Consider the following 23,218-nt stretch of genomic DNA (forward strand, 5'->3'; position numbering starts at 1 on the left):
TCGCCGGCGCGGGCGCTACCCCAGCGCAGCCGGAAGGAGTCGAGCCATGGAAGATGCGCGGGTGTGGGAGTTCGAACGGAGCCTTTGGACCGGTGGTCCCGAGACCTACGAGGCGCTGATCGACGACGAATGCCTGATGGTCCTGCCGGCACAGCCCTATGTCTTCACGGCCGAGCAGGCGATCGCCGCCGTCGAGGACACACCGCGCTGGTCGGAAGTGACCTTCAGCGAGGAGCAGGTCGTGCGTCCCCAGGAGGGGCTGATCGTCCTGTCCTACAGGGCCGAGGCGAAGCGTTCCGACCGCAGCTATGTCGCGTTCTGCACCAGCACCATCCGCAGGCTGGCCCATGACGAATGGCGGGTGGTGCAGCACCAGCAGACCGTGCCGCTCACCGCCGGCTGAACCCTATGCCGATCTCGAGGAGATACGATCGTGGCCACCATCCCGCCGACTGAGCCCGACACCGTCGAGCCCGCTGCCCCGCCCGAGGAGGCGCCGCCGCAACCTGCCGAACCCTACAGGTCGCCGCCGCCCGAAACCGAGCCGACCCCGCCCGATATTGACGAGCCCGGTCGCGGTCCCGACGAGGCCCCGCCCGAGAAGATCTGACGGGCCCGCTGACGGGGCCCGGAGGTTCAGCCTTGAATCGTCTCAGGCCGCCAGCTGGATCGGGACGATCTCGCCCGCGAGGTAGAGCTTCTTCGCCTTGGCGCGGCTGAGCTTGCCCGACGAAGTGCGGGGCAGGGTGCGCGGAGGCACGAGTTCGACGATGCAGCTCATGCCGGTGACCGAGCGCACCTTGTCGGCGATCTGGTCGCGCAGGCGGATGCGCTCCTCGGGGTCGGAGACCTTGCAGTGGACCAGCACCGCGGGCGCTTCCTCGCCGTTCTCCATCTCGATGGCGAAGGCGGCAATGTCGCCGTGGTTGAAGCCGGGAAGCTGCTCCACGGCCCACTCGATGTCCTGCGGCCAGTGGTTCTTGCCGTTGATGATGATCATGTCCTTCGCCCGGCCGACGATGAACAGGTAGCCCTTGGCGGTGTAGCCCATGTCGCCGGTGTCGAGCCAGCCGTCAGCCAGGCAGTCGGCCGTGGCTTCCTCGTTGCGGAAGTAGGAATGCATGACGGAGGGGCCGCGGCACCACACCTTGCCGATCTGGTGATCGCCCTTCGTCGTGCCGTCCTCGCCCCGGATCGCGACTTCCATGTCCGGGAGCGGCTTGCCGCAATTGACGATCGCCCGGTAGCGCGCCGGGCGGGAGAGATCGCGCGGGGCGCCCGAGAGGCGCTCTTCCTCGACCAGCTCGACCCGGATGCCCTCGCCCGGCGGCATCACCGTCACCGCGAGCACCGCCTCGGCAAGGCCGTAGGAGGGGGTGAAGCTCGCCGCCTTGAAGCCTGCCTCGGCGAAGGCGTTGACGAAGTTCTGCATCACGTCCGGGCGGATCATGTCCGCGCCGTTGCCCGCGATCCGCCAGCGCGACAGGTCGAAACGTTCGGCGACGTGGCTCTGGCTCGAGATGCGGCGCGCGCAGATGTCGTAACCGAAGGTGGGGGAATAGGAGAGCGTGTTGCCCGGGTTGCGGCTGATCATGTCGAGCCACGCCAGCGGGCGGCGGGCGAAGGCATCGGGCTTGAGGTAGTCGCCCGAAACCTGGTTGGCGATCAGCGAGAGCAGGCAGCCGACGAGGCCCATGTCGTGATACCACGGCAGCCAGCTGACGCAGCGGTCGTTGGTGCCGAGGTTCATCGTCTCGGCGTGGCCGTAGAGATTGTGCAGCAGCGCCCGGTGGGTCACGGCGACGCCGGTCGGGAAGCGGGTCGAGCCGGAGGAATACTGGAGGTAGCAGATGTCGTCTGGGCTGGCCTCGGGCAGGGTGACCTCGGGAGCCTCGCGGCGGGCGAAGTCCTGCCAGCTTTCGGCGGCGCAGCCCTGCCGGGCCGCGGCGGCGGCGGCCATCTCGGCGATCTCCTCGGGGTAGAGGAGAAGCTTGGGATCGGAGCTCATCAGCTGGATCGCCAGCTGGTCGATGTAGTTGTCCTTGCCCCCGAAGGTGGTCGGCAGCGGCAGCGGCACCGGCCAGGCGCCGGCATAGACGCAGGCGCAGAACAGCGCGGCGAACTCCGCGCCGGTCTCGGCGATGAGGGCGACGCGGTCCTCCTTGCCGATCCCCGCCGCGACCAGCCTGCGTGCCATGACCAATGCATCTTCGCGCATGGTCGTATAGGGGTAGACGCGCGCCAGTTCGCCACGCATGTCGTGGAAGTTGAGCCCCTTCAGGCTCTGCGCGGCATAGTCGATCGCTTCGTTGAAGGTTGCGAATTGCGCACGGATTCGCGGCAGGTCGCAATCGTTCGGCGTCGGCGTCAGGGCGGCGTCGGTCATGGTTTTTCAGCGATACCCGTCAGTTGCGGCGCGGTTCATGGTGGCACCCCTTCCGCGCTCTGGCATAACCCCGTGTCGCCGGGCATAGTCCGGCGTCTTCCAGAGTTCGCATTTGATAAGGAAAGTGGCACGAATAAGGCGAAATGGTTTCAGGTAAAGCGAATTCGTCATCGACCGGTCGTGATGCCGGGGAGGATCGCCGCGTCCGGCGGCGGGGCGAGCGGCGGGCCAAACCCCCGCTCACCGAGGCGAATTTGCGCGACCTTGCGCTGCATTACGCCGCCCGCTTCGCGTCCACGGGGGCGCGGCTCGAGGCCTATCTTTCGCGCAAGATCAGGGAACGCGGCCTGGCCGAGGATTCCGACGGGCGGACCATCGATCCCGATCTCCCCGCGCTCGTCGCCCGGCTGGCGGAACTGGGCTATGTCGATGACGATGCCTATGCCCGGATGCGCGCCCGCGATCTGGGGGCGCGGGGCTACGGCGCGCGGCGTGTGGAGGAGAGCCTGCGCCATGCCGGGGTCGGCGATGCATTGCGTGCCGCCCATGCTCCGGGCGAGGCGGCGAGCCGCCACGCCGCGGTGCTGATGGCGAGGAAGCGCCGGCTCGGCCCCTTCGGCAGGGCGGAGGACGAGGCCGATCCGCTCGTGGCAGGCAAGGCCCGCGAAAAAGCCGTTGCAGCAATGCTGCGCGCAGGCCACCAGTACGAGCATGTGAAGGCCATCCTCGCCGCCGCGCGGATCGAGGATGTCGAGGAATGGCTCGCCGAGGCGGGCGATGATGAAGGGATCGAAGGGCAATGGTGAGGCACATTCTGGCCGCAGCGGGGCTGACGCTGGGAACGCTTGCTGCCTGTTCCCCCGGCGGGGGCGCGACTGCGACTGCGCAGAGCCCAGCGCCGCCCGCCGCCACCGCCGCCGCGCGCCACCCTGTCTCGGGGCTTCGGGTGATCGACCTCACCGTGGAGCGCGGGGGCAAGCGGCTGCCCTTCCGGGTTGAGCTTGCCGACACGCCCGAGGCCCAGGCGCGCGGGCTGATGTTCCGCACCCAGCTCGGCGACAACGAGGGGATGATCTTCCCCTCCGCCGTGCCCGAGACGCGCAGCTTCTGGATGAAGAACACGCCCCTGTCGCTCGACATCATCTTCATCGGGCCGGACGGGCGGATCGCCAACATCGCGGCGAACACCGTGCCCTATTCGCTCGATTCGGTGACCTCGAAGGGGCTGGCGAGCGCGGTGCTGGAACTGCGCGCCGGTCGGGCGAAGGAACTGGGGATCGTGCCGGGCGACAAGGTGAGTTACAGCCTGCCCCGGTGATCTCCCCCTTGGCGCTCCCCGCCAATTCGGCTAGGCGCGCCTCCATGGGAATCCTGATGAAGATCTTCACCTGGTGGGACGGTGCCACCATCGGCACCCACCTCTGGGCGAGCCGCGCCAAGGGCGAGCACGTCGGCACCGATGCCGCCGGCAACAAGTATTACCGCGCTCGCCCCAAGGCAGCGGGGCCGAACGACGGCTCCTACACCAGCCGCGAAAAGCGCTGGGTGATCTACAACGGCGCCAACGATGCCAGCCGCGTGCCGTCCGAATGGCATGGCTGGCTCCACGGCACCTATGACGAGGTGCCCGAAAGCCACCTGCCGCCGCCCAAGGTGTGGGAGGTGGACTACACCCCCAACGCCACCGGCACCGCGGCCGCCTATCGCCCGCAGGGTGCGCTCGAGCGTGGCGGCCAGCGTGCGCGCGCCGTCGGCGATTACGAGGCCTGGACCCCCGGCGCCGCGGACAGCTGAGGCACCGCGTGCGGGCCTTTGTCCTCGTCCTGCCGCTGTGCCTTGCGGCGTGCGACTATTTCGCCGCGCCCGAGGGCGAGGCGGTCAAGGTCCCGCTCGAGGATGCGACGCCCGCGCCTGCGGCCGCCGCCACGGCTGCGCCCGCCAATGATTACGGCGCGACCCCGATGAACGAGCGCGTCGCGGTGCTCGGCCTGCTCAACAAGCGCAACAACGTGTCCGAAGAGCTCCGCCTCAAGCCCGGCGAGGCGCGCGAGGTGGGACCGGTGATCGTGCGCGTCTCCGCCTGCGAGCGCACCGCGCCCTGGGAGATGCCGCAGCAGACCGGCGCCTTCGTGCAGGTCGACATCCGCGAGCGGGGCGCGGCGCAGCACCGCCGCGTGTTCTCGGGCTGGATGTTCCTTGAAAGCCCGAGCCTCAATGTCGTCGAGCACCCGATCTACGATGTCTGGGTCAAGGATTGCACGATGAGCTTCCCGGGCGAGGAGGGCCCCGCCTCGCCCAAGGCCGAAGCCTCCGGCCGTCCGGCCGCCGGTGCCTCGGCCTCGCCCTCGGCTGCGGCGACGCCCGCTGCCCCTGCTCCCGCCGTTCCGGCTCCCGCGCCGCCTGCGACATAGCCCCCGGCAAAGGCGCGCCACGCCATGCCGAGGCTGGCGGGCGGCTGCCCCTGCGCGCGTTCGACCAGCCGCCGGTAATCCGCCTGCGACAGTTCGCGTGCGCCCATCGAACGCAGGTGCTCGGTCATGAACTGGCAGTCGAGCAGCACCATCCCCGCGCGCCGCATCAGCGCCACCAGCCAGGCGAGCGCGACCTTGCTCGCATCGGGCACCCGGCTGAACATGGATTCGCCGCAGAACACCCGGTCGAAGCTGACGCCGTAGAGCCCGCCGACCAGCTCGGGTTCCCCGCCCGCGCCCTCCTGCCAGCACTCCACCGAATGGGCATGCCCGGCGCGGTGGAGGCCGAGATAGGACTGGACGATGCGTTCGCTGATCCAGGTCTCGGGATGGTCGGGGCGCGGCTCGGCGCAGGCGCGGATCACCTGTTCGAAGGCGCGGTCGACCGTCACCGTGAAACGGTCCGCGCGGATCACCTTCTTCAACGACTTCGACAGGTGCAGCCCCTCGAGCGGAATGATCGCCCGCTCGCGCGGCTCGACCCAGAACACCTCCGGATCCTCGCGCCGGTCGGCCATCGGGAAGATCCCGCTGCGATAGGCGAGCAGAAGGGTCTCGACGGGGATGGGAGGGCGGCTGGGCGCGTGCATGGTTGCAGCGCACAATACATGGCCGCCCCCCGCGAGGCAAAGAGGATTGCCTATCCCGGATGCCTTGGCTAAGGGGCGCGCTCCAACGTGCTGCAGGGGTGTAGCTCAGCTGGTAGAGCATCGGTCTCCAAAACCGAGGGCCACGGGTTCGAATCCTGTCACCCCTGCCATTTTCCCGCCATCGCCGTCCGCCCGCCGCTCTCTTGCAATCGCGGCCCCGTGCGCGTAAGGGCGTCGGCGTCTTTCCGACATCGGCAGATCATCCAGCCCCTCCGGCGACCTTGTCCCGGGCGGCGCGGAGCCCTACCTGAAAGCCGGCCGGACGAGACGAGAAGGCATTACGCGAAGGAACGAGGCTGCATGGCCGACAAGATGATCGCCCCCAAGGACGGGGCCGAAGAGAAGAAGCGCAAGACCTCGCCCGCCGAGTTCTTCAACCAGGTCAAGGCCGAGACGAACAAGATCGTCTGGCCGACCCGCGAGGAGACGGTGCGCACGGCGATCTTCGTGTTCATCTTCATGCTGATCCTCTCGCTGTTCTTCCTCGGCATCGACAGCGCCTTCGGTGCGATCGTGCGCGCGCTGATCGGCCTGCTGCAGTAGGCCGAGCCGCGCCTCCCGATTCCCTGCCCGTCAGACCCATTTTCCAAGGACGACCCATGGCCCGCTGGTACATCATCCACGCTTACTCCGGTTTCGAGAACAAGGTGCGCGACGCGATCATCGCCGAGGCCGAACGCCTCGGCCTCAGTGAAGGCGTCGAGGAAGTGCAGGTCCCGACCGAGACCGTGACCGAGGTGAAGCGCGGCAAGAAGGTCCAGGTCGAACGCAAGTTCATGCCCGGCTACGTGCTCGCCAAGCTGAACATGACCGACGACATCTACCACCTCGTCAAGAACACCCCCAAGGTCACCGGCTTCCTCGGCTCAGGCAACAAGCCGCAGCCGATCTCCGAACGCGAGGCCGCGCGCTATTTCGGCGGGGTGGAAGAGGCCAAGGCCGCGCCCAAGCGCGACATCAGCGTCGATTACGAGATCGGCGATTCGGTCAAGGTCAACGCCGGGCCCTTCGCGAGCTTCAACGGGATCGTGGAAGAGCTCGATTTCGACAAGCAGAAGGTCAAGGTCTCGGTCTCGATCTTCGGCCGCGCGACCCCGGTGGAACTGGGCTTCGAGGAAGTCGAACTGGTGAAGTGAGGGGCCTGCGGCCTGCCCGCTTGGCTTTGCCCCTTCCGTTCGTGTCGAGCGCAGTCGAGACACCGGCACGCCGAGGCCTCTCGACTGCGCTCGAGGCGAACGGACGCAGGACGGGCAGGGTGCAGGTGTGAAGACCCGTCCCGGCATCTGCCAGAAGAAGCGCCGCTTCGACACGCGTGAGGCGGCCGAGGCGGTTGCGGTTGCGGCCGACACACCCTTGCGCGCCTACAAGTGCGCGCTGTGCCGCCGCTTCCACCTCACCAGCCGCACCAAGGGCCTGCGCGTCCCGCGCGTCGCGGATGAGCGGCCCTGACCCCGCCCCGCCTCCCGGACCGGCGAAGTTTACAAAGTTGACACTGTAAACTTCGGTTTCCTACGGGAATTCCATAGCTGTTTCATCGGCTTGCTCGGCAAAACCGAAGTTGACACTGTGTTTTGCGTTTTCTCCGCCTGATCGGGGAGCCAGACAGCCCTGAGCGGCGATGGCGCGCGGCATCGACAACGCGAAAGAACCGCCCGAGGCTAGCGGCAAGCACCCCGGTAGGAAAGCGCGCCAAGCGTCCGCTTTCGGGAGTGCCGTTAAGCTGCGCGAATGGCGGCAAGTGGGTGGAAATCGGTCATCCGTTTCTTCGCTCGCCAGCGACAGTTTCGCGCGCCATTCCCAGCCGTTCGGCTTGTTGGTTCGCTGCCCTAAAAGCTGACGCTTGCTCGATACCAACGGCATCAGGCTGCTCCAGCTGCCTTCGCAAAATTTGCGGTGGGTATTGGCCCCTACCGTCCCGCTCTGGTTGGGGCAGCCATGCTTTTCGCTTGCTGCCCATCTTTATTCCAAAGTTGAATCCGCGCCCCGCTTAAACGATGGTGACGGTGCATGGACAAATCAAAGCAATCAGAGCTGCTGGACGCAATCGGTGTTTGGATCAAAGCACTTGATAGCTATCCTGGCTTTCGGGAGTGGCAGAGGAAAAAGGTGGGAGCAGTGCTGTCGCTGGTGGAGGGTTTCCCGATAAGGGATGATGACCTCCCAGGGGAATTCCAATTCACAGCTGAGATTAATCGCCAGCATGAGGCCATATTGGCTTACCTAAGCCTGGCTCAATCCTTTTACACCCTGCAACAGTGCGAATTCTATTTCCGGCGCTACCCCTTTGCTCACCTACCAGTGAGCAAGGAGGATCACATACGCAACATGTGCGAGATGTATTTCAATCGCTTTTATGAATTCAAAGAGCGACTAAAGCGCTGCCTCAATGCTGTGGATGCGACCATAGAAGGCACCATTAACACAGGCCCTGTTTTGAAGAGTTTTGCCAAGGATTTTGATCAGGAGCTGAGAGCCCGCAACAGCATCCATCACCATGAGCGATTTGATGATGGCGCCATACACGGCATCGGGCTGGCCCTGATCATGGGCTACAGCGACAAGGTAGGCCCTGGCTGGAGGGATGTGGCCAACAGAGGCTACCGCCGTTCCTCGGCTGAATGGGCCGCTCGCGTGAAGCGGCGCAGTAAGATGGTAGAAACCTATCTGGAGGCTGTCGCGGGGGCCATGCTCGACATGTGCTCCTATTTGCAGCCCGAGGCTGCAAAGGCATCAGTTACCCCCAGCGTTACCCGAAGTGCGAAAAGCCCCGCAGCTCGCGCTGCCAAACCGGTCAAAAAACCTAAGCGATCATAATGGTGTACATTGTGGAAGCACTAGACCTCGAACCTATGATCAGTTGATGAAGGGTCCGCGACCCTACGGCAGTTTTTACCGATTTGTCACCAAAAGAGGACGGTCAATAATCTGCCCGTTGCGGCCACTTCTCAACCGCAAAGCGTGAGTCCGATATGGGGTCGCTAGCCGAAAGGCAGGTTCTGGCCGGAACGGGGTTGAAGCCGCCATCCCTCGATCGTCGCCCCGGACTTGATCGGGGGTCAGGCTTTTCTTCCTCTGCGCGCGAAGGGAGGGCAGCCAAGCCCCTTGTCGAGCACGGGCGACGAGCGGGGGACGGGTCGCGGCATTTCCTACACCTCTGGCAGCCGCTACGATGCGCCCCGGTTCTTTCCCATCCTTGTGCCCGGCCTGCGAGGCCGCCCGATGCCCGGGGCGCGAAACAAGGCCCCGCTTCCCTGTCCGTCCGCTTGGCGGATTCGGGTGGTAGCGTCTGAAAGTGCTAGGGAAATAGCGGTGCCACAAAGCGGACAGGGTGTCCGCTTTGTCCGCTTGGGCTGCGCTGCCGCCACAGGCGGGTTGCTTTTTTCCCGGCTTGCGCCTAGGCGCGCGCCTTCGCTCGGGCTTCGGCTCCGGGTGATTCCGTGCGGGAGCCCTCGCCATGCACAAGGCAGGGGCGTTCGACCGCTTAACATGAGCCGGGCTGGAAGCAGCGCGGCAAGAGTGCGAACAGGAGCAAGGCCTCATGGCCAAGAAAATCGAAGGCTATATCAAGCTGCAGGTGCCCGCGGGCTCTGCAACCCCCTCGCCGCCGATCGGCCCGGCGCTGGGTCAGCGCGGCGTGAACATCATGGAATTCTGCAAGGCGTTCAACGCCGCCACGCAGGAAATGGAAAAGGGCATGCCGATCCCGACGGTCATCACCGTCTACGGTGACCGTTCCTTCACCTTCGTCACCAAGACCGCGCCGGCGACCTACTTCATCAAGAAGGCCGCCAACCTCAAGTCGGGCTCGAAGGAGCCGGGCAAGGTCTCGGCCGGAACCATCAAGAGCTCGCAGATCCGCGAGATCGCCGAAGCCAAGATGGTCGATCTTAACGCGAACGACATCGAACAGGCGATGAAGATCATCGCCGGCAGCGCCCGCTCGATGGGCCTCGAAGTGGTGGAGGGCTAAGACCATGGGCAAGATCACGAAGAAGGCCAAGGTGCTGGCCTCGCTCGACCGCGAGAAGCTCTACACCATCGAGGAAGCGCTGGGCGTGCTGCGCCAGTTCAAGGGCAAGTTCGACGAGACCGTCGAAGTCGCCATGAACCTCGGCGTCGACCCGCGTCACGCCGACCAGATGGTGCGCGGCATGGTGTCGCTGCCCTCGGGCACCGGCAAGGACGTGAAGGTCGCGGTCTTCGCGCGCGGCGACAATGCCGAGAAGGCGCTGGCCGCCGGTGCCGACAAGGTCGGTGCGGAGGACCTCATGGAAGACATGATGGCCGGCAACCTCGACTATGACCGCGTGATCGCCTCGCCCGACATGATGGGCGTGGTGGGTCGTCTGGGCAAGGTGCTTGGTCCCAAGGGCCTGATGCCGAACCCGAAGCTCGGCACCGTGACCCCGAACGTCGCCCAGGCCGTCAAGGACGCCAAGGCCGGTCAGGTCGAGTTCCGCGTCGAGAAGCAGGGCATTATCCACTCGGGCATCGGCAAGCTGAGCTTCTCCGATGACGCGCTGAAGGCCAACTTCAAGGCGCTGACCGAAGCCGTCGTGAAGTCCAAGCCCTCGGGCGCCAAGGGCAAGTATGTCCGCAAGGTCTCGCTGACCTCGTCGATGGGCCCGGGCCTCAAGGTCGACCTGTCGGAAGTGGAAGGCGCGTAAGCCCTCTCCTGCCGAACTGCTGAATACGAAAAGGGGTCGGAAGCCGCGCTTCCGGCCCCTTTTGCGTCGGGCGGCGGGGGAAAGGCGACCGGTGGCGGATCATCGGCCCCGCGGAGGGGGTAGCCCCTGCGAAGGAGCGCCCCATGCTGAAAGCCGCCATCGTTCTCATCCTGCTCGCCACGGTCCTTGCGACCTACCTCACCGATTCGTTCATCGCCCCGCCGATCGGCGCGGCGCTGCTGTTCGGCGTGCTGCTGGCCGGCTGGCTCTACAACCGGGGCGACAGCCGCGCGAACCGGCGCCGGTCGGAGGAGGCCACCCGCCACCAGCGCGAGGAACGCGCGCGCGGCGACAAGTAGGCCGGCGACCGGGCGTCATGGGTCGTTTGACCCCTTGCGTTTCTTCCCGATTGCACCATCTTCTTTCACGGTCGCGCGGAACCTCTCCCCTTCCCCGCCCGCGCGCCGTGAAAGAGGTTCGCACCATGCCTGTTCCTTCCGAACGTCTGGCCGGATGGCTGTCGCTCAAGTGGCTTGTCGCAGGGGTAGCGCTCGCGGCTGACGGGCTGCTGCTCAGTTACGATCTGCGACTCGGCCTTGCAGCGGGTTCGCTGCTGGCGGTCGTGACCGTGATCTGGCTCTACATCGCGCTGCGCTACGGCTCGCTCAGCGGTACGCCCTCGGTGCGGATGGTGCCGGTCGAGCGGGCGCGCCAGCAGGAGAACCTGCGGCGCATGGCGGCAGCGCGCGACTTTGCGCGCTCAGGCGCGCAGCAGGGCGCGGATCCGGCCCAGCGCCCCTGACTGCTCGGCGAGCGCCTTGGCGCCCGCTACCCCTGCGTCGAATCCTGCCCGCGCGCCGAGCAGGGTGCGGTTGGCGAGCGTCGGCTCGAGCAGCACGAGGCTCGAGCACGCCGCCGAATGCGTTCCGAACATTTCCTTGTGCGCCCCGTCCCCCTCGGTGAAGTCGAACCAGCGGAAGCGCCTTTCCGCGAACAGCCGTTCGAGCGCATCCATCTGCAGCACCGTGCCGACCGAAAGCCGCGCCCAGTCGGGATCGTAGCCGAGGTGGGCATAGACCAGCGTCTCGCCCGCGACCGGCAGGGACAGGTAGGCGACCGGCGCGCCGCCCGCATGGAGCAGGAAGGCGCGCATCAGCCCCGCCTCCGCCGCCTCCATCATCGCCCGGCGCGCAGGCTCGTCGCCCGGCAGCCCGGCATCGAGCAGCCGCGCCTGATAGGTGCGCGCCGAGAGCGGCAGGGCGGCGGCGAGGAAGGCCGCGATCTCGGCAGGGGTGCGGTGTTCGGTGACGGTGTAGCCGCCCGCTTCCTCGGCCAGCTTCCTCGCCTTGCGCCGCAGGGTCGAGCGGGTCTTTCCCGAGAACCGGCCCATGTAGGCCTCGAAATCCTGCCCCATGTCGATGAAGTGGCGGCGGTAATCCTGCCGGCCGCCGGCGATGAAGCCCGGATAGCGCGCGGTGACGGCGGCGAGGCTTGCGGTCGGGGCTGAGAGCACCCGTACCCCGTCGCGCCCGCTAGGCGGGGCATCGGGCAGGGCGCCGGCCAGCACGTCCTCGAGGCTGAAGGCCCAGGTCGATAGACTGCGCGGCACGCTCAGCAGGCGGCGCGAGCCGAGGGTGAAGTCGATTGCCGCGCTGGCCATGCCGGCTGCCCCTTCAGAGCGCGCCGTAGAGCGTGTTGGAGACCAGCTGCTCGGCCAGCCGCCGCCCGGTGCGCATCGCGCTCGCCGGGAGCGGCTGCGCGCTCGCGCCGGTGAGGCGCAGGACGGGCGGAGTGTGGGCATAGGTGCCGGTCGTCACGCCGCGCATGGTCGCGAGCGTCTTGACGAGCCCGCCGAAGCGGCGGCGCACGATGTGGTTCACCGCCAGCTTGCGGCGGTTGATGAGCTCGAAGGAATGGCTCACGAGCGTGAAGCTGTCGCGGTCGCTGTCGCGGGCATGGCGGATCGCGCCGAGCATCTCGCCCAGCGTCAGCGCGGTGATCTGGGCATGGCGCAAGCCGCCGCCCATCGTGCCGATGCTGCCGACCGGCACCTCGATCACCCCCATGTGGCCGACCGGATCGCGGTCCTCGCTGCCGAGGCTGATCGCGCAGGCGCTCGCGCCCACGAGGGCGGGGCAGTGGCTCGAATCGTAGTCGATCCCGTTCGCCGCGAGCGCGCGCAGCGTGTTGTCGTCGGCGCCGTAATTGCCCGCGCGGAAGGCGACCGGGGCAGGGGCTCCGGCGGCGATCAGCGTGGCGCGGGCATAGTCGAGGATCGCGCATTGCTCCTCGAAGGGGAAATCGGCGAGGTTATGGCCGGTCGCCTTCGAGGGCAGCGGATTGGCGCTTCCGGCGATGGCCAGCCATTCGGTGTGGCAGTGGAGCTGCACGTCCTGCCCGGCCTCGAGGATCGGCCCGACGATGTCCTCGATCGCGGCAACGCCCCACACCAGCGCAGGCATCGGGTCGACGAAGAACACCGCCTTCTGACCGTATTGGGCCAGCAATTGCAGCTTGTGAGTGATGCCCGCAGGACCTTCCGGCGTGATGCAGGCGATCGAGCGGGCGTAATTGTCCGCCCGGTCGACCGTGCCCGGCCCGGTATAGAGACCCGAGGAATACTCGGTGTCGATGGTGATGAACACGCGGGTCATGCAAGGCTGGCATAGCAGCCAAGGGTTAAAGCGAGGTGATGATGTTTCCTGCCGGTCAGATCCCGCCGGGGGTGAAGTCGTGGCCGTGGGTGGCGAGCCCGCCGGTCAGGCTGTCGCAGCAGCTTCTCAGCGCCTCGGCCGAGGTCGAGCGGACCACGAAATTCGCCCCCACCCGCCCTTCGCGGAAGAAGGGGTAGGAGCCGATCTGGCAACCCTCGTGCGCGGCCTCGACCTCGCGCAGCAGCGCGGCGACCTCGCTTTCGGCGACCCAGCAGCCGATCGTTTCGGACAGCAGCGGCGCGCCGCCTTCGAGCTGGCCGGTGAGCGCGTCGAGCATTCCGGCGGTGATGTGGGGCACGCCCGCCATCAGGAACAGGTTGCCGCGCCGGATGCCGGGCGCGCCGGACATGCGGTTGGGGATCAGCTCCGAACCCTCGGGCACCCGGGCCATGCGCAGGCGCCCTTCATTGAGGCCGCCGCGGGTTTCGTAATACCTCTCGAGCAGCGCGCGGGCCTCGGGGGTGGATCACCACCGGCACGCCGAGCGCGGCGGCGACCGCATCGACGGTGATGTCGTCATGGGTCGGCCCGATTCCGCCGGTGGTGAACAGGTAGTCGTAGGCGGCCCGCAGCGCGTTGACCGCCTCGACGATCCGGCTCTCCACGTCCGGCACCACCCGCACCTCGGCAAGGCGGATGCCCTGCACCTGCAACCAGCTGGCGACCTGTGCGATGTTCTTGTCCTGCGTGCGGCCGGAGAGGATTTCGTCGCCGATGACGATGAGCCCGGCGGTCCAGATCTTGTCGGGAGAGGTCATGGGCTGTGGTTAGGCCAAGGCGGGCGCAATCGGAAGAGATTACCGCCCGCCTTTCGCCCTTATTCCGCCGCTTCGAGCTGCTCCTCGCCGCGCTGCGCGTTCGCGCCCGGCTTGGTGAAGGTGAGGATCCCGTCGGTGAGCGGATCCTCCTTCATGCGCTTCCTGTCGATCACGTATTCCTGGTTGAGCCGCCAGGGATAGCTGACCGAGTTCCTCGGCATGATGTGCTTGCCGCGCTGGATGTAGCCGCTCGAAAAATCGAACACGTCGTCCTCGATGATCGCGGCCTCACCCTCGGGGGTCAGCACCGGGGTGGCGATCGCCGTGCCGGTCGCGCGCATATGCTCGAGCACGCGGCACACGTAGTCCGAATTGATGTCGGCCCGCAGGGTCCAGCTGGCGTTGAGATAGCCGAACACCACCGCAAGGTTGGGCAGGTTCGAGAACATGCAGCCCTTGTAGTAGAACCGCTCGTTGAACTGCACCGGCTCGCCGTCGACGCTGACCGCGATCTTGCCGGCGACCGCCAGCTTCAGGCCGGTCGCGGTGACGACGATGTCGGCAGGCAGGAATTGCCCGTCGGTCAGCCGCACGCCGCCCTTCTCGAACTTCGCGATATGGCCGGTGACGACGCTCGCCTTGCCCGCCTTCATCGCGCGGAACAGGTCCTCGTCTGGCACGAGGCACAGGCGCTGTTCCCACGGGTTGTAGGGCGGGGTGAAGGCTGATTTGTCGTAATCCTTGCCGAGCGCCTTCTCGATCTTCTTGTAGAGCGCGTCCTTCACCTTCTGCGGGTTATCGCGCGCCAGCTTGAAGCTGAAGTCCTGCATCTTGATGTTCTTGAACCGGGTGATCCGGTACGCGAGCTTTTCGGGCAGGATGGCGCGCAGGAAGTTGGCGATGGCGTCCTTTGCCGGCCGGGTGAACATCCACGTCGGCGTGCGCTGGAGCATGGTCACGTGCCCCGCCTCGCGCGCCATCGAGGGGACGATGGTCACCGCGGTCGCCCCCGATCCGATCACCACCACGTTCTTGCCCTTGTAGTCGAGATCGTCGGGCCAGAACTGCGGGTGCAGCACCTGACCGTCGAACTCGCCGAAATCGAAGCCCGGATCATAGGGCTCGTCGTAGTCGTAATAGCCTGCGCCGAGGTAGAGGAAGTTCGCGGTCATGCGGGTGCGCGAACCGTCGGCCTTCTCCATCTCGACGTGCCAGCGCGCCTCGTCGTGGCGGAAATCGGCGCTGATCACCTTGTGGCCGAAGCGGATGTGCGGGCGGATGCCGCGCTCGTCGACGATCCGGTCGAGATATTCGAGGATCGCGGGGGCATCGGCGATCGACTTCTCGTGCCGCCAGGGCTCGAAATCGAAGCCCAGCGTGTGCATGTCGCTGTCCGAGCGGATGCCGGGATAGCGGAACAGGTCCCAGGTGCCGCCGAGATTGTCGCGCCGCTCTACGATGCAATAGCTGTGGTGCGGGGCCTTCATCTCCATGTGCGCGGCCATGCCGATGCCGGAAATGCCGGCGCCGACGATCAGGACGTCGAAATCGGGTGGTGATGCAAGCATGACGGGGCCTCTCTCTCCCTTGTTGACACCGATGTAACCACAGGCCTCGGGCAAAAGCGAGTCTTGAATGGCAAATTGCAACCGACCATCCGCCGGACGTCACCGGTCCGGACCGGGGGCAAGATTCTTGTCTTTACAGCGCCTGCCATCGCATCATTGCTGCGCTGCAACAGGGGATGTGGCATTTTTGCTACTGTCTATCATAAGTTGGCTATGACTCTTGTTAGGCGGCGCGGCGCTGATAGTTTCCTCTCCACAAGCCAAGACCGGCAACAAGACCGGCTGGAATGTGGAGAGAGGACAGCCATGACGCGCAAGTTCGCAACCTTCGCCTGCGGCCTGATGGCCTGCAGCGCATTGACCACCCCCGCCTTTGCCCAGGACGAGGATACCGACGCCCAGGCCACCCGCAACGCCGATAACGTCATCATCGTGACCGCGACCCGGCGCGCGCAGGACGTGCAGGACATTCCGCTCGCGGTGACAGCCATCGCGCCGCAGCAGCTCGAGGCGCAGCGCGTCGTCAACATCCAGCAGATCTCGGCCCTCGCGCCCTCGTTCACCGCCAGCCAGGCGCAGCTCGCCTCGGGCTCGGTGGTGCTGCGCGTGCGCGGTATCGGGACGACCTCGAACAACATCGGCTTCGAAAGCGCGGTCGGCATCTTCATCGACGGCGCCTACCAGGCCCGTCCGGGCGTGGCGCTCAGCGAATTCGTCGACGTGGAACGCGTCGAAGTGCTGCGCGGCCCGCAGGGCACGCTGTTCGGCCGCAACACCTCGGCAGGCGCGCTCAACATCACCAACGCCCGGCCCGACGTGACCGAGTTCGGCGGCTTCGTGAACGCCGAATACGGCAATTTCGACGAAGTCAGCCTGCAGGGCGCGGTCAACCTGCCGATCGTGAAGGACACCGTCGCGGTGCGCCTCACCGGTGCCTTCCGTCAGCGTGACGGCTTCCTTACGGTGGTCGACCGCACCGGCCGCGAGGTCGGCGACACCAACGATGTCGACCAGTGGCTGGTGCGCGGCCAGATCGGCTGGGATACCGAAAGCGGCCTGCGCGGGCGCATCATCGCCGACTACTCGAAGAGCCAGTCGAGCTGCTGCGGCGCGATCGAGCTCTACCAGACCCCGCTGGTGACTGGCGGAGCCTACGCCGCGGTCGGGCTGGGGGCGAACGGCGGCAACGGCCAGCCCTTCGTCAGCCCCGCCCCGCGCGACAATGCCGCCTTCGAGCGGGCGATGGACAACCGCATCGTCTCGGCCAACTTCGCGCCCCAGGCCGATATCGACAACTACGGCGTGACCGGCGAACTCGAATTCCCGGTCTCCGACAACGCCGACCTCATCTTCATCGGCTCCTACCGCAAGTACCAGAGCTTCGAGCGTTACGATTCCGACTTCACCGGGCTCGACATCTTCAACGTGCCGGGTCTCGACCTCGAGATCGACAACTGGACCGCGGAACTGCGGCTCCAGGGGGAGACCTTCGAGGGCAAGCTCAACTATATGATCGGCGGGTTCTATTCCGACGAGCAGATCGACCAGTCGGTCAGCTTCGCGCTCGGGCAGGACTACGGCGAGAACGTGGGCGCGTTGCTGTTCCCGGCCACCGGTGGGGCGCTCGGGCCGAACCCGCTGACCGTGTTCACCGGCCGCGATCCGGCCGGCACGACCAACACCAACCGCTTCCAGCAGGACGCCAAGAGCTACGCGATCTTCACGCACAACTCGCTGGAGATCACCGACGGGCTCGAGCTGACCCTCGGCGCGCGCTATTCGTGGGAAGACAAGTCGGGCGGGTTCACCCAGACCGCGGTGAACAACCAGATCTGTCCGGCAACGCTCAACGCGATCGGCGCCGGCACCGGTCCGGCGGTGGTGCCCGCGGCGCTGCGGCCGACCTTCGTGGCGCTGGGCTGCTTCGGCTTCACCGCGCCCGCCAGCCTGCCGCAGGCCGCCGTCCTGCCGCTGCCGCGCACCTTCCAGTCCAACTTCAAGGACGAGGAGCTGATCTACACTATCAAGCTCGGCTACGAGTTCAGCCCCTTCGTGACCTCCTATGCGAGCTTCACCCACGGCTACAAGGCGGGCGGGATCAACCTCGACACCACCGCAGCGGTGGGCGGGGCCGATCCGACCTTCCTGTCGGAAGAGGTCGATGCCTGGGAACTGGGCGTCAAGGGTCAGACCCCGAACGGCGCGCTGACGCTCAACATCGCGGCCTTCTACGAGGAGTTCACCAACTTCCAGGTGCTCGAGTTCACCGGCACGGCCTTCGCCACCTTCAACGTGCCGATTGCCGAGACCCGGGGTGTGGAAATCGAAAGCCTTATCCGGCCCAACGACGAGCTGACCTTCAACCTCGCCGCGACCTTCCTCGAGGCGAGCTATCCGAAGGACTGCGCCGGCAACCAGACCGCGCCGCAGGTGGTGTCGCTGTGCGGCTATGACCTGACCAACGCGCCGCAGGTGGTCGCGCTGGCGGGGGCGATGTGGGAGAAGCCGATCAGCGATTCGGCGGAATTCTTCATCACCGGCCAGGTCCGCATGGAGAGCGACCAGCGCACCTCGACTCAGGCGATTGTCCCGCCGACGGTGGCGGCAGGCTCGTCGCAGGCGACGGTCATCGCCGCGGCCGCGGCCCAGCCGCTGATCATCGCTGACGTGCAGGACGGCAAGGCCTTCGTGAACCTGCGCGCCGGCCTGCGCTTTGCCGACGGTGCCTATGCGATCGAAGGCTGGGTCAACAACCTGACCGACGAGGTGGTGCGCGGGGTGACCTTCAACACCACGCTGCGCGGCTCGGGCGCGGCCAACTCGCGCTCGGCCTTCACCCTGCCGCCGCGCCAGTACGGCGTCACGCTGCGCGCGAAGTTCTGAGCGCGCTCGACAGTTAGCTCCGAAAAGGAGCGGGAGAGGGGGCGGTTCGCGCGGAGCGAGCCGCCCTTTCCTTTTCTCTCTCAGTTGCCGGACATTGAAAAGGCGGCCCCTTGCAGGGCCGCCTTCGCAGTTCGTCAATCTGATGCTGCCTTACATGCTGCGGGCTATGAGCATCTTCATGATCTCGTTCGATCCGCCGTAGATGCGGGCGATGCGGGTGTCGCGGTACATGCGGGCGATGGCGTAATCGTTGATGTAGCCCGCGCCGCCGTGGAACTGGAGGCACTTGTCGACCACTTCCGATTGCAGCTCGGTCACCCAGTACTTCGCCATGCTCGCGGTCGCCACGTCGAGCTTGCCTTCAAGCAGCTTGGCGATGCAGTCGTTGACGAAAACCCGCGCCGCCGTCCCGCGCGCCTTGAGGTCCGCGAGGGTGAACTGGGTATTCTGGAAATCCCAGATCGTCTTGCCGAAGGCCTTGCGGTTCTTGACGTATTCGACCGTCACGTCGAGCGCCTTCTCGATCCCGGCGATCGCGCCCATCGCGATCACCAGGCGTTCCTGCGGCAGCTCGCCCATCAGCTGGTAGAAGCCGCGCCCCTCGATCCCGCCGAGCAGGTTGTCGGCCGGCACGAAGACGTTGTCGAAGAACAGTTCCGAGGTGTCCTGCGCGTCGAGCCCGATCTTGTCGAGCTTGCGCCCGCGGGTGAAGCCTTCCGCGCCCTCGGTTTCCAGCAGCAGCAGCGAGATGCCCTTGGCGCCCTCGTTCGGATCGGTCTTGGCGACGACGATGATGAAGTCGGCGAGCTGGCCGTTCGAGATCCAGGTCTTGGATCCGTTGAGGCGGTAGCCGTTGCCGTCCTTGAGTGCGGTGGTCTTGATCGACTGCAAGTCCGAACCGGCATCAGGCTCGCTCATGGCGATCGCGCTGACGAGATCGCCGGAGACGAGGCGGGGGAGGTATTTCTGCTTCTGCTCCTCGGTGCCGTGGCGCACGAGGTAGGGCAGGATGATGGTGTTGTGGAGCGAGGCGCCGAAGCCGTCGACGCCGTATTCGCCCTGCTTGGAGATCACCACCATGTCGTGGCGGAAGTCGCCGCCGTGGCCGCCATATTCGGTCGGCACCGACACGCCGAGCAGGCCGGCGGCACCCGCCTCGCGCCAGAACTCGCGTTCCACCATCCCGTCCTCGCGCCACTTCTCGACTCGCTTCTGGGGCGCGTGTTGGGCATAGAACTTGCCGACCGCGTCGGCGAAAATGGCGATTTCCTCGTCTTCCATGAAGGCGGGCTGGGGCACGTCGATGACGGGCATGGTGGTTCCTCTCTCTCCTGATCCCTGAAGGCTGGCGCTTACTTGCCGGTCCAGTTGGGCTTGCGCTTCTCGGCGAAGGCCGCCGCGCCCTCGCGGGCGTCGTGGCTGACGAAGACGGGGCCGATCAGCTCGCCCTGCTTGGCGTAGCGATCTTCCATCGCCCACCCGCGCGACTGCTTCAGAACCTGCTTCGACACCTTCACCGCCAGCGGGCCGTTCGCCGCGATCCGCGCGGCGAGCGCCTTGGCACCCTCGAGCGCGCTGCCCTCGGTCACCTCGTTGATGAGGCCGAGCTGGTAGGCGCGGGCCGCGTCGATGAAGTCGCCGGTCAGCGCCAGTTCCATCGCGATCCGCTCGGGAATCTGGTCGGGGAGCATCATCACGCCCCCGGCGGCCGCGACGAGGCCGCGCTTCACTTCGGGGATGCCGAACTTGGCATTGGCGTTGGCGACCACGAGATCGCAGGCGATCATCAGCTCGAGGCCCCCGGCCAGCGCATAGCCCTCGACCGCAGCGATCAGCGGCTTCTGCGGCGGAGCCTGCACCACGCCGCCGAAGCCGCGGCCCGGAACGGAGGGGGATTCGCCGCGCAGGAAGCCCTTGAGGTCCATGCCCGAACAGAAGGTCCCGCCCGCGCCGGTGAGGATGCCGACCCGCAGGTCGTCTTCCGCGTCGAGCCGGTCCATCGCCGCCGCGATCGCCTCGGAGGCGGCCTTGGTCATGGCGTTCTTGGCTTCAGGGCGGTTGATGGTGACGATGAGGACGCCGTCCTCGACTTCGGTCAGCACTTCGGGGGCAGCGGTGTCGCTCACGGGGCTCTCTCCTATCGAATTTGCCATTGCGTTTCGAAACGCAATTCTTGTGCCACTGGTGCAGTCGGTTTACGGACGCGTCAACCGCATTTTCGCTAGAACGAGAGAGGAGTCTCCCATGGCCGAAGCCTATATCATCGACGCAGTGCGCACCCCGCGCGGGATCGGCAAGCAGGGCAAGGGCGCGCTCGCCGCGTGCCACCCGCAGCACCTTGCCGCCACCGTTCTGAAGGCGATCAAGGAGCGCAACAATCTCGACACGGCGACGGTCGACGACGTGATCTGGTCGGTGAGCACGCAGGACGGGATGCAGGCGGGCGACATGGGCCGCATGGCCGCGCTCGATGCGGGCTACGACATCACCTCGTCCGGCACCACGCTCGATCGCTTCTGCGGCGGCGGCATCACCAGCGTCGCGCTGGCAGCCGCGCAGGTGATGAGCGGGATGGAGGATTGCGTCGTCGCCGGCGGGACCGAGATGATGAGCCTCACCGCCGCGATGAGCCAGGAGAAGATGCGCGCCGGGATCAAGCCGCCGATGATGGGCAGCTACAACGAGCGGCTCCAGAAGGTGCACCCGCAATCGCACCAGGGCATCTGCGGCGATGCGATTGCCTCGATGGAAGGCTTCACCCGCGAGGAACTGGACGAAGTCGGCTACCGCTCGCAGCAGCGCGCGGCCGAGGCAATCGCCGAAGGGCGCTTCGCCAAGTCGGTGGTGCCGGTGGTGGCCGATGACGGCACGGTGCTGCTCGACCGCGAGGAATATCCGCGCCCGCAGACCACGATGGAAGACCTCGCCAAGCTGGAGCCGGCCTTCCCCAAGATCGCCGATGTTCCGCTGGACGAGCAGGGCACGACCTTCCGCAAGCTCATCAACCAGAAGTATCCCGATCTCGAGATCAAGCACTTCCACCATGCGGGCAACTCCTCGGGCGTGGTCGACGGCGCGGCCGCCGTGCTGATCACCTCGAAGGACTACGCGCAAAAGCACGGCCTCAAGCCCCGCGCCCGCATCGTCGCCACCGCCAACATGGGCGATGATCCCACGCTGATGCTCAACGCCCCCGTGCCTGCGGCGAAGAAGGTGCTGGCCAAGGCGGGCCTCACCAAGGACGATATCGACCTCTACGAAATCAACGAGGCTTTCGCCGTGGTCGCCGCCAAGTTCGTGCGCGATCTCGAACTCGATTGGGACAAGGTCAACGTCAACGGCGGCTCGATCGCGCTCGGGCACCCGATCGGCGCCACGGGTTCGATCCTGATCGGCACCGTGGTCGACGAGCTGGAGCGTCGCGGCGGGCGTTATGGCCTCGTGACGATGTGCGCGGCGGGCGGCATGGCCCCGGCGATCATCGTCGAGCGCGTGGACGGCTTCGTCGACTGAGAGACACGCGCATGATCGCTGACAACACGCCCGTCATCATCGGGGTCGGGCAGTATTCGGAACGGGTCGGAGAGCCCGGTTACGAAGCCCTGTCCTACATGGACCTTGCCGGACGGGCGCTGGGGGCAGCGATTGCGGATAGCGGGGCGAGTGGGTCGGTCGCGGGCGCGATCGACACCCTCGCCGCGATCCGCGCCTTCGAAATGTCGCGGCCTGACCGCAAGCCGCCCTTCGGCGCGGCGGACAATGTGCCGCGCGCGATTGCCAAGCGGGTCGGGGCTGATCCGAAGCGGGCGATCCTCACCACCACCGGCGGTCAGACCAACCAGCAATTGGTGGGCGAGTTTGCGAGCGCGATTGCGGCGGGCGACAGTGCTTGTGCGGTCATCGTCGGCAGCGAGGCGATTTCGACCGTGCTGGCGCTCACCGCCAAGGGCGAGATTCCCGATTGGTCGGAAGAAATCGGCGGCGACTTCGAGGATCAGGGCTTCGGGGTCGAGGAACTGCTCGAACCCGTGCTGTTCATGCACGGAGCGAGCGGGGCGATCCCGCTCTATGCGCTGGCGGAGAACGCGCGGCGCCACCGGCTGGGCATGGGGCTGGAGGAATACCGGCTGGAAATCGGCAGGCTGTTCGCGCCCTTCACCAAGGTTGCCGCTGCCAACCCGCATTCGGCCGCGCCGGTGGAGCGCACCGCGGAGGAACTCGCCACCGTCACCGACCGCAACCGGATCGTGGCGGAACCCTATCCGCGCATGACGGTCGCCCGCGATCAGGTGAACCAGGCGGCGGCGGTGATCGTCGCGAGCGCCGGGCTGGCCCGCGAATTGGGCGTGCCCGAGGACAAGTGGGTGCATATCCACGCGGTGACCGCCGCGACCGAGCTGAAGCTCTCGCAGCGGCCCGATCTGGCGGGCAATCCGGCGAGCCTTGCCAGCGTCGATGCGGCCTTGGCGCGCGCGGGGAAGGGGATCGGCGACATCCGCTACCTCGACTTCTATTCCTGCTTCGCGATCCCCGTGTTCAACCAGTGCGACCACTTCGGCCTTTCGGCGGATGACCCGCGCGGGCTGACGCTGACGGGGGGACTCCCCTTCTTCGGCGGGGCCGGGAACAACTACTCGGCCCATGCCATCGCGGAAGCCGTGCAGCGGGTGCGCGCCGATCGCGGCTCCTTCGCGCTGGTGGGCGCGAATGGCGGGTGGATGAGCAAATATGCGACCGGCATCTACTCGACCGAACCTGCCGACTGGTCAGCGAATGACCGCTTCGCCGTGCTCCCCAAGGCGACCGACAAGGTGCCGCTGGCGAAAGGCCCGATAGATGCCGCGACGGTCGAGACCTACACCATCAACCGCGGTCCCAAGGGCGCCGAGGCGATCTTCATCGGCCGCTCGGACGCGGGCGAGCGGGTGGTGGGCAATGCCGACCTGACCGATGTCGCCACCGCCGAGGTCTTCGAGAGCGGCGAGCCCTTCGGCAAGCGGCTGTCGCTGACGCAGGACGAACGCGGGCGGACTTTGGGGCGGGTGGCGTAATCCCCTCCCGCTTGCGGGAGGGGAGCGAGACTTGGCGGCTTGCCGCCTAGTCGCAGCGGGGTGGGCCTGC

Annotated in this window: 23 protein-coding genes, 1 tRNA gene and 2 pseudogenes; 18 read left to right on the forward strand and 8 right to left on the reverse strand. The window is 66.6% G+C overall.

Features of this window, described 5'->3' with window-relative positions:
* Positions 1–46 precede the first annotated feature (46 nt).
* Together CBR61_RS04135 and CBR61_RS16975 are read left to right on the forward strand one after the other, a co-directional pair.
* Positions 47–403, forward strand: a complete 357-nt coding sequence (locus tag CBR61_RS04135; RefSeq protein WP_088913217.1) for a DUF4440 domain-containing protein — start codon at positions 47–49, stop codon at positions 401–403.
* A 30-nt stretch (positions 404–433) separates the two neighbouring features.
* Positions 434–610, forward strand: a complete 177-nt coding sequence (locus tag CBR61_RS16975) for a hypothetical protein (RefSeq protein ID WP_172835913.1) — start codon at positions 434–436, stop codon at positions 608–610.
* A gap of 42 nt (positions 611–652) precedes the next feature.
* On the opposite strand, the gene CBR61_RS04140 is transcribed toward CBR61_RS16975, so the two are convergent.
* On the reverse strand, positions 653–2,386 hold the full coding sequence (locus CBR61_RS04140) for a fatty acyl-AMP ligase (protein ID WP_088913218.1): 1,734 nt from the start codon (positions 2,384–2,386) through the stop codon (positions 653–655).
* Between the two features lie 143 nt (positions 2,387–2,529).
* On the opposite strand from CBR61_RS04140, the gene CBR61_RS04145 reads away from it, so the two are divergent.
* The 4 genes and pseudogenes from CBR61_RS04145 to CBR61_RS04160 all read left to right on the forward strand — a co-directional run.
* A complete protein-coding gene (locus CBR61_RS04145) occupies positions 2,530–3,192 on the forward strand; it encodes a regulatory protein RecX (RefSeq protein ID WP_088913219.1) in 663 nt (220 codons plus the stop codon).
* Positions 3,186–3,704, forward strand: a complete 519-nt coding sequence (locus CBR61_RS04150) for a DUF192 domain-containing protein (protein ID WP_088913220.1) — start codon at positions 3,186–3,188, stop codon at positions 3,702–3,704. Before CBR61_RS04145 ends, CBR61_RS04150 begins: the two co-directional genes overlap by 7 nt.
* A 44-nt stretch (positions 3,705–3,748) precedes the next feature.
* The gene (locus CBR61_RS04155) at positions 3,749–4,180 is read left to right on the forward strand and encodes an NADH:ubiquinone oxidoreductase subunit NDUFA12 (RefSeq protein WP_088913221.1); all 432 of its coding nucleotides are present in this window, start codon (positions 3,749–3,751) and stop codon (positions 4,178–4,180) included.
* Positions 4,181–4,347: 167 nt separating this feature from the next.
* A pseudogene (locus CBR61_RS04160) lies at positions 4,348–4,584 on the forward strand (DUF2155 domain-containing protein); the annotation flags it as partial.
* A 35-nt stretch (positions 4,585–4,619) separates the two neighbouring features.
* Here the strand turns inward: CBR61_RS04160 and aat are convergent.
* On the reverse strand, positions 4,620–5,447 hold the full coding sequence (gene aat / locus CBR61_RS04165) for a leucyl/phenylalanyl-tRNA--protein transferase (RefSeq protein ID WP_088913222.1): 828 nt from the start codon (positions 5,445–5,447) through the stop codon (positions 4,620–4,622).
* A gap of 94 nt (positions 5,448–5,541) precedes the next feature.
* On the opposite strand from aat, the gene CBR61_RS04170 reads away from it, so the two are divergent.
* The 9 genes from CBR61_RS04170 (at position 5,542) to CBR61_RS04210 (ending at position 10,976) form a co-directional block, all read left to right on the forward strand.
* Positions 5,542–5,617 (forward strand) — tRNA-Trp (locus CBR61_RS04170).
* A 190-nt stretch (positions 5,618–5,807) separates the two neighbouring features.
* The gene (gene secE / locus CBR61_RS04175; RefSeq protein ID WP_088913223.1) at positions 5,808–6,050 is read left to right on the forward strand and encodes a preprotein translocase subunit SecE; all 243 of its coding nucleotides are present in this window, start codon (positions 5,808–5,810) and stop codon (positions 6,048–6,050) included.
* Positions 6,051–6,106: 56 nt separating this feature from the next.
* The gene (gene nusG, locus CBR61_RS04180; protein WP_088913224.1) at positions 6,107–6,643 is read left to right on the forward strand and encodes a transcription termination/antitermination protein NusG; all 537 of its coding nucleotides are present in this window, start codon (positions 6,107–6,109) and stop codon (positions 6,641–6,643) included.
* Positions 6,644–6,770: 127 nt separating this feature from the next.
* Positions 6,771–6,956 (forward strand): hypothetical protein, encoded by a 186-nt coding sequence (locus CBR61_RS04185; protein ID WP_088913225.1) that lies wholly within the window; start codon positions 6,771–6,773, stop codon positions 6,954–6,956.
* A gap of 558 nt (positions 6,957–7,514) precedes the next feature.
* The gene (locus tag CBR61_RS04190; RefSeq protein ID WP_157696487.1) at positions 7,515–8,321 is read left to right on the forward strand and encodes a hypothetical protein; all 807 of its coding nucleotides are present in this window, start codon (positions 7,515–7,517) and stop codon (positions 8,319–8,321) included.
* Between the two features lie 724 nt (positions 8,322–9,045).
* Positions 9,046–9,477 (forward strand): 50S ribosomal protein L11, encoded by a 432-nt coding sequence (gene rplK, locus CBR61_RS04195; protein WP_088913227.1) that lies wholly within the window; start codon positions 9,046–9,048, stop codon positions 9,475–9,477.
* 4 nt (positions 9,478–9,481) lie between these two features.
* The gene (rplA, locus tag CBR61_RS04200; protein ID WP_088913228.1) at positions 9,482–10,174 is read left to right on the forward strand and encodes a 50S ribosomal protein L1; all 693 of its coding nucleotides are present in this window, start codon (positions 9,482–9,484) and stop codon (positions 10,172–10,174) included.
* Between the two features lie 143 nt (positions 10,175–10,317).
* A complete protein-coding gene (locus CBR61_RS04205) occupies positions 10,318–10,533 on the forward strand; it encodes a hypothetical protein (RefSeq protein WP_088913229.1) in 216 nt (71 codons plus the stop codon).
* Between the two features lie 125 nt (positions 10,534–10,658).
* Positions 10,659–10,976 (forward strand): hypothetical protein, encoded by a 318-nt coding sequence (locus CBR61_RS04210; RefSeq protein WP_088913230.1) that lies wholly within the window; start codon positions 10,659–10,661, stop codon positions 10,974–10,976.
* Here CBR61_RS04210 and CBR61_RS04215 read toward each other — a convergent pair.
* From CBR61_RS04215 to CBR61_RS04230, 4 genes and pseudogenes are all read right to left on the reverse strand, one after another.
* Complete coding sequence (locus CBR61_RS04215; RefSeq protein ID WP_088913231.1) at positions 10,935–11,834, reverse strand: GNAT family N-acetyltransferase; 900 nt, start codon at positions 11,832–11,834, stop codon at positions 10,935–10,937. The genes CBR61_RS04210 and CBR61_RS04215 overlap by 42 nt on opposite strands.
* 13 nt (positions 11,835–11,847) lie before the next feature.
* Positions 11,848–12,828: a polysaccharide deacetylase family protein gene (locus CBR61_RS04220; protein ID WP_088913232.1), complete on the reverse strand. Its 981-nt coding sequence runs from the start codon at positions 12,826–12,828 to the stop codon at positions 11,848–11,850.
* 55 nt (positions 12,829–12,883) lie between these two features.
* A pseudogene (locus tag CBR61_RS04225) lies at positions 12,884–13,646 on the reverse strand (competence/damage-inducible protein A).
* 59 nt (positions 13,647–13,705) lie between these two features.
* A complete protein-coding gene (locus CBR61_RS04230; protein WP_088913233.1) occupies positions 13,706–15,214 on the reverse strand; it encodes a flavin-containing monooxygenase in 1,509 nt (502 codons plus the stop codon).
* Between the two features lie 306 nt (positions 15,215–15,520).
* Between CBR61_RS04230 and CBR61_RS04235 the strand changes: the two genes are divergently transcribed.
* Entirely contained in the window at positions 15,521–18,097 is a 2,577-nt protein-coding gene (locus tag CBR61_RS04235; protein WP_233996848.1) for a TonB-dependent receptor, read from the forward strand.
* Positions 18,098–18,247: 150 nt separating this feature from the next.
* Here the strand turns inward: CBR61_RS04235 and CBR61_RS04240 are convergent, their stop codons facing one another.
* Both CBR61_RS04240 and CBR61_RS04245 read right to left on the reverse strand, forming a co-directional pair.
* Positions 18,248–19,411 carry an acyl-CoA dehydrogenase family protein gene (locus CBR61_RS04240; protein ID WP_088913234.1) on the reverse strand — a complete coding sequence of 388 codons (1,164 nt, stop codon included), beginning with the start codon at positions 19,409–19,411 and terminating at the stop codon, positions 18,248–18,250.
* Positions 19,412–19,449: 38 nt separating this feature from the next.
* A complete protein-coding gene (locus CBR61_RS04245) occupies positions 19,450–20,223 on the reverse strand; it encodes a crotonase/enoyl-CoA hydratase family protein (RefSeq protein ID WP_233996850.1) in 774 nt (257 codons plus the stop codon).
* A 118-nt stretch (positions 20,224–20,341) separates the two neighbouring features.
* On the opposite strand from CBR61_RS04245, the gene CBR61_RS04250 reads away from it, so the two are divergent.
* Together CBR61_RS04250 and CBR61_RS04255 are read left to right on the forward strand one after the other, a co-directional pair.
* Complete coding sequence (locus CBR61_RS04250; protein WP_088913236.1) at positions 20,342–21,610, forward strand: acetyl-CoA C-acetyltransferase; 1,269 nt, start codon at positions 20,342–20,344, stop codon at positions 21,608–21,610.
* 11 nt (positions 21,611–21,621) lie between these two features.
* A complete protein-coding gene (locus tag CBR61_RS04255) occupies positions 21,622–23,148 on the forward strand; it encodes an acetyl-CoA acetyltransferase (protein ID WP_088913237.1) in 1,527 nt (508 codons plus the stop codon).
* Positions 23,149–23,218 lie beyond the last annotated feature (70 nt).

Source organism: Porphyrobacter sp. CACIAM 03H1 (assembly GCF_002215495.1).
Taxonomy (GTDB): domain Bacteria; phylum Pseudomonadota; class Alphaproteobacteria; order Sphingomonadales; family Sphingomonadaceae; genus Erythrobacter.

Excerpts from the sequence above, each read along its gene's own strand:
- CBR61_RS04155 (WP_088913221.1), top strand. The coding sequence starts at position 3,749 with ATGGGAATCCTGATGAAGATCTTCACCTGGTGGGACGGTGCCACCATC.
- CBR61_RS04140 (WP_088913218.1), bottom strand. The coding sequence starts at position 2,386 with ATGACCGACGCCGCCCTGACGCCGACGCCGAACGATTGCGACCTGCCG.
- CBR61_RS04220 (WP_088913232.1), bottom strand. The coding sequence starts at position 12,828 with ATGACCCGCGTGTTCATCACCATCGACACCGAGTATTCCTCGGGTCTC.
- CBR61_RS04255 (WP_088913237.1), top strand. The coding sequence starts at position 21,622 with ATGATCGCTGACAACACGCCCGTCATCATCGGGGTCGGGCAGTATTCG.
- CBR61_RS04235 (WP_233996848.1), top strand. The coding sequence starts at position 15,521 with ATGACGCGCAAGTTCGCAACCTTCGCCTGCGGCCTGATGGCCTGCAGC.
- rplA (WP_088913228.1), top strand. The coding sequence starts at position 9,482 with ATGGGCAAGATCACGAAGAAGGCCAAGGTGCTGGCCTCGCTCGACCGC.
- CBR61_RS04250 (WP_088913236.1), top strand. The coding sequence starts at position 20,342 with ATGGCCGAAGCCTATATCATCGACGCAGTGCGCACCCCGCGCGGGATC.
- CBR61_RS04210 (WP_088913230.1), top strand. The coding sequence starts at position 10,659 with ATGCCTGTTCCTTCCGAACGTCTGGCCGGATGGCTGTCGCTCAAGTGG.
- CBR61_RS04190 (WP_157696487.1), top strand. The coding sequence starts at position 7,515 with ATGGACAAATCAAAGCAATCAGAGCTGCTGGACGCAATCGGTGTTTGG.
- CBR61_RS04135 (WP_088913217.1), top strand. The coding sequence starts at position 47 with ATGGAAGATGCGCGGGTGTGGGAGTTCGAACGGAGCCTTTGGACCGGT.
- CBR61_RS04145 (WP_088913219.1), top strand. The coding sequence starts at position 2,530 with ATGGTTTCAGGTAAAGCGAATTCGTCATCGACCGGTCGTGATGCCGGG.
- nusG (WP_088913224.1), top strand. The coding sequence starts at position 6,107 with ATGGCCCGCTGGTACATCATCCACGCTTACTCCGGTTTCGAGAACAAG.
- aat (WP_088913222.1), bottom strand. The coding sequence starts at position 5,447 with ATGCACGCGCCCAGCCGCCCTCCCATCCCCGTCGAGACCCTTCTGCTC.
- CBR61_RS04230 (WP_088913233.1), bottom strand. The coding sequence starts at position 15,214 with ATGCTTGCATCACCACCCGATTTCGACGTCCTGATCGTCGGCGCCGGC.
- CBR61_RS04240 (WP_088913234.1), bottom strand. The coding sequence starts at position 19,411 with ATGCCCGTCATCGACGTGCCCCAGCCCGCCTTCATGGAAGACGAGGAA.
- secE (WP_088913223.1), top strand. The coding sequence starts at position 5,808 with ATGGCCGACAAGATGATCGCCCCCAAGGACGGGGCCGAAGAGAAGAAG.
- CBR61_RS04150 (WP_088913220.1), top strand. The coding sequence starts at position 3,186 with ATGGTGAGGCACATTCTGGCCGCAGCGGGGCTGACGCTGGGAACGCTT.
- CBR61_RS04205 (WP_088913229.1), top strand. The coding sequence starts at position 10,318 with ATGCTGAAAGCCGCCATCGTTCTCATCCTGCTCGCCACGGTCCTTGCG.
- rplK (WP_088913227.1), top strand. The coding sequence starts at position 9,046 with ATGGCCAAGAAAATCGAAGGCTATATCAAGCTGCAGGTGCCCGCGGGC.
- CBR61_RS04215 (WP_088913231.1), bottom strand. The coding sequence starts at position 11,834 with ATGGCCAGCGCGGCAATCGACTTCACCCTCGGCTCGCGCCGCCTGCTG.